We start from the raw sequence: 3,777 nt of genomic DNA, 5'->3' as shown, positions 1-3,777 counted from the left end.
CATCAAACGCAAGGAGCTGGTCACCCGGCTCCTCGCCGGGCGGTGCGAGTCATGCGGGCGCGTCGAGGCGGTGGAAGTTCACCACGTCGCCAAGCTCGCGGACCTCGGAAGATCGGTAACCCGGCCGCCGTGGGCAGATCTCATGGCCGCGAGACACCGCAAAACCCTTGTGGTCTGCGGAAGTTGTCACGCGGACATCCACGGCAAGAAGCCCGTCTCAGCACACACGGAGTAGTCACTGGAGAGCGACGTGCGGTGAAAGTCGCATGCGTCGTTCGGGCTGGGGGCCGTTGGAGAAGGGCCTGCTCAGCAGGCACCTCGCCAACGGCCCACCAGTACCCTCTGGAGAAACCCCTGCGACAAATCCAGCTCGAGGTCGGCGGGCACACCGGCTGCTGGGCCATCATCAACCCAACCCGTCCCGGTGGAGTACGCGAGCAGACCACCCGCGAACGCTGGACCAAGATCCATGACCTTCTCGGCCAGGGCGTCGGCCTGCTCGACTGCGCCCGCCGCCTCGGAGTGGCTCTGAACACCGTCAAACGCTATGCCCGCATGCCCGAACCCCAGGCCCTGCGCATCGCCCCCGCCTACCGGCCCACCCTCGAAACTGGACCGACACAACGAACCGACCCAGGGTCGCAGTTGGATATCCATTTACGGAAGACCGAAATCACCTCCGCATTCATCGAGAACTCGATGTGACCGTGCTCGCGGTCTCCGCAGTGGGCGCAGAGGTCGAAGTCGACGGCGAGACCGGATTCATCGACCAGGTGAATCACCCCTCCTGGTGGGACGAGAACAGCGCTCCGCCCCAGGCCGGGGACCGGCTGCATGTCGTCGTGCTCGACGCGAGCCGGGAGCCGCCCCGGCTCAGCGCACTGGGCCGGGACATCGACATCGCGCGACGTCTGCGGACGTCGGCACGTGAGGGCACGACAACGGCCTCTACGACTCCCCTTTATGGGTCTTTGACCTCGTTTCGTTGCCCATCCCCAGCCCTGAGGCCAAAGCCGGCGAAAGCCCGGCCCGTCGGAGGGAAATACCCGGAAAGGACGCCCGATCCACGCCCGAGCACGGCCCGCACGGCAGCAGAAGCCGCGCCCACGGCGTGATCAAGTAGCACCTCTCCCGGCTCGCGCGCGGCGCGAACTGCGCCGAAGCTACTGGTCTCTCCATGATTCGCGCCCGACTTAGAGCGATGAACCCAGAAGGGTGACGCGAAGATCACTGACGACCAGGCGTAGCGCAGGTGTGGCTGCACCAACAGGTGCTCGTCACGTACCGCAAACAACGCTCCCGAACCCCGCATTGTCGGATAGCCACAACCCCGGAGCTCGGCACGGGTTCCGCCAACAGCGCTGCAGCCCTCATCCGTGCACCACCGCTGCACGGATGGCCACCGCTCGGCCACCGCACGCCTCGCCCATACTGACCCACGCATCAGCGACTCTCAAAGAAACCACAGGTCAGCGCCGATACTTGAGCTCAGAGATGGCTAACTGAACCCAAAGAGTAAACCTCTGACCTACGCACTCCATGCACAGGCGACCGGAGCGCTACATACGCACATTCCAAGGTCAAGAAAAGAAAGAAACCCCAGGTCACGGCGAGTGAGTCCTGGGGTTCCTCAGAGCCGCCTTCGGGATTCGAACCCGAGACCTACGCATTACGAGACCATGAGCGGTCGTGTTGCGTGGTGTTCCGTCGTGCTGTCCAGTGACGTTCTGCCTGATCAGAGCACATTCCACAGGCTGACCCGTGCCACCCCGTGATGCACCGTCCAAAGGCGTCTGTCCACCGGCTGTCCACCCACGGGGTAGCCACCGACCCATCAGCAAGATCACTTCCGGGCTGCTGGCAGTACGGCCGACCAGTCGGAGAGACAAACAAAGGTCACTGTGAAACCCCTACAAGCCATCCGTCAGCGGGTTCCTCCACGGATGCCTCCCTGGTAGCACCTCGACCCCAGCCGCTACCTGCCCGGCCCTCGCACGGTGTGCTCCGCCGAGGTTGCCGTCGGAGTGCTGGTTGATCCAGCCCGGGCCACCGATGTCGGGCCCAATGGCGGGCGCGGGTGACAGCGACGTAGGCGGGGCGGACATCTCCTCCACCAGTCCCACAGCACTTGCCGCTGTCCGAGAACGGGCGGACGGGCCTGGTCTCGGCATTGTCCCGATACGTGTCCGCCGACCCTCCGTGCAGGCAGCACTGATCGTCATCGGCGGGGGCGGTAGGGCAACCGGGGCCACCGGCCTGTCCCGCGCCGGGACCGGGCATCGGTCGGCGGCTCCCGTGCCCTGAGGCCAGTCGGGCCTGGGGCGGAATCTTCACGAGAACCGACGCTGTCATGCCGTGCGTCTTGATCTACGGTGCCATCAGTCGCCTATCAGGGGGAGGGGCCGTGGAGCAGGCAGGGACTGCGTTCGCCGAGCGGATTGCCAAGCAGCGTAGGGGGTTGGTGATCCTCGGGCGCTGGTGGGTGAGATGCGGCGTTCGGTTCTTCTGGTGCCGGTGGCCGGTGGGGGTCTGTGGTCGGCGCGGTCGGGTGGGGTGCGGTGGGTGTGTGGGTTCACCGGCGAGGCGGCGCTGGCCCGGTTCGCCCTGCTGCACGGGTCCGGTGATCAGGCGATGGAGTATGCGGCGCTGCTGGGTGCGCGGATCGTCGACGAGGTCGTGCCGTTTCTGGGCGAGCCCGCCGGGCTGGCCGTGGACATCGCCACCGAGGACGGGTCGATGTTCTTCCCGCCGGTCGTCGGCGTCGTTCCGGACGCAGCCGCCGTCGACATCGGCATCGACATCACCGTCGGCGTCGACATCACCGTCGGCGTCGACTCCGGCGAGGCGCAGGAGGGGGACGGCCGTGGGTGGTGACGGGGCTGACCTCGCTTTGGACAAGGCGTCGGTGGCGAAGTTCACGCAGGGTGTGGGCGCGGTCATCGACCAGCTCGGTGATCTGGGCGGCGCCACCGGTTCGGTGCTGGGCAAGGGCTTCTCGGAGCTGGCGATGACCGGGATGGAGGCCGGGCACCACGGCCTCGCCGTCGACTTCGAGGACTTCTGTGAGCGCTGGGAGTGGGGTGTGCGGGCCCTGGTGAGCGACGCCAGCGCGCTCGCCACCCGGCTCGGTCTGGCGGCGGGCACCGAGTGGGAGCACGACCAGTACGTCGAGGGCGCGCTGAAGGTGGGCGTCAACTCGGTGATGGGCGGCAACCCGCACGCCTCCGAGGAGGAGATCACCCAGCAGGACTGGGGCGAGGTGTTCACGCCGGACGCCCTGAACCCGGACTACAGCGCCGAGTCGTGGGACAAGGCCGGTCAGGACATGGAGCAGACCTGGAAGGACACCGGCCGCACCGTCCTGACCGAGGGCCAGGGCGGCCGGCAGTCGGACCTGCTCAACGACGCGTTCGGCATCTCCGACGACCAGTTCGACCAAGCGCTGGACGACACCTTCGGCCCGTCGCCGGAGGAACGCGCACAGCAGGAACAGCAGGAGTAACAGGAACAGCAGGCACAGCAGGCACAGCAGCAGCAACAGGCGCAGGGTGAGTCCGGGGGGGAACTGACTGTGGGTATCGGCGACTTCATCAGTGACATCACGCCCGATGCGGTCGAGGACGTGGTCGAGGACGGCGTCGAGTGGGCCGGCAACCGGGTCGAGGACGCCGGGAAGTGGACCGCCGACCGGCTGGACGACGTCGGCTGGCAGTCCGGTGCGGACTGGGTGCGTGAGCAGTCCCGTTCGGTCGCCAACCGGATGGGCGCCGAGGTCGA

The 3,777-nt window shown here is 67.0% G+C and carries 3 protein-coding genes and 2 pseudogenes; all 5 read left to right on the top strand.

The genetic code is table 11. From position 1 onward, the window contains the following. Positions 1–235: pseudogene (locus AB0D14_RS44695) on the top strand (maturase); the annotation flags it as partial. A 105-nt stretch (positions 236–340) separates the two neighbouring features. Next, positions 341–606, top strand: a pseudogene (locus AB0D14_RS44690) (ISL3 family transposase); the annotation flags it as partial. A 1,956-nt stretch (positions 607–2,562) separates the two neighbouring features. Further along, the gene (locus tag AB0D14_RS44685; RefSeq protein ID WP_362791210.1) at positions 2,563–2,874 is read left to right on the top strand and encodes an SseB family protein; all 312 of its coding nucleotides are present in this window, start codon (positions 2,563–2,565) and stop codon (positions 2,872–2,874) included. After that, positions 2,864–3,502, top strand: a complete 639-nt coding sequence (locus tag AB0D14_RS44680; protein ID WP_362791208.1) for a hypothetical protein — start codon at positions 2,864–2,866, stop codon at positions 3,500–3,502. The genes AB0D14_RS44685 and AB0D14_RS44680 overlap by 11 nt, the downstream gene beginning before the upstream one ends. A gap of 69 nt (positions 3,503–3,571) precedes the next feature. After that, on the top strand, positions 3,572–3,777 hold a 206-nt coding region (locus AB0D14_RS44675; protein ID WP_362791206.1), incomplete at its 3' end, for a putative T7SS-secreted protein.

Origin of the sequence: Streptomyces sp. NPDC048484 (genome assembly GCF_040651415.1) — a bacterium.
In the GTDB taxonomy this organism is placed as follows: domain Bacteria; phylum Actinomycetota; class Actinomycetes; order Streptomycetales; family Streptomycetaceae; genus Streptomyces.
The sequence above is the reverse complement of the archived record's forward strand: the minus strand, read 5'-3'. Positions and strand labels throughout refer to the sequence as shown.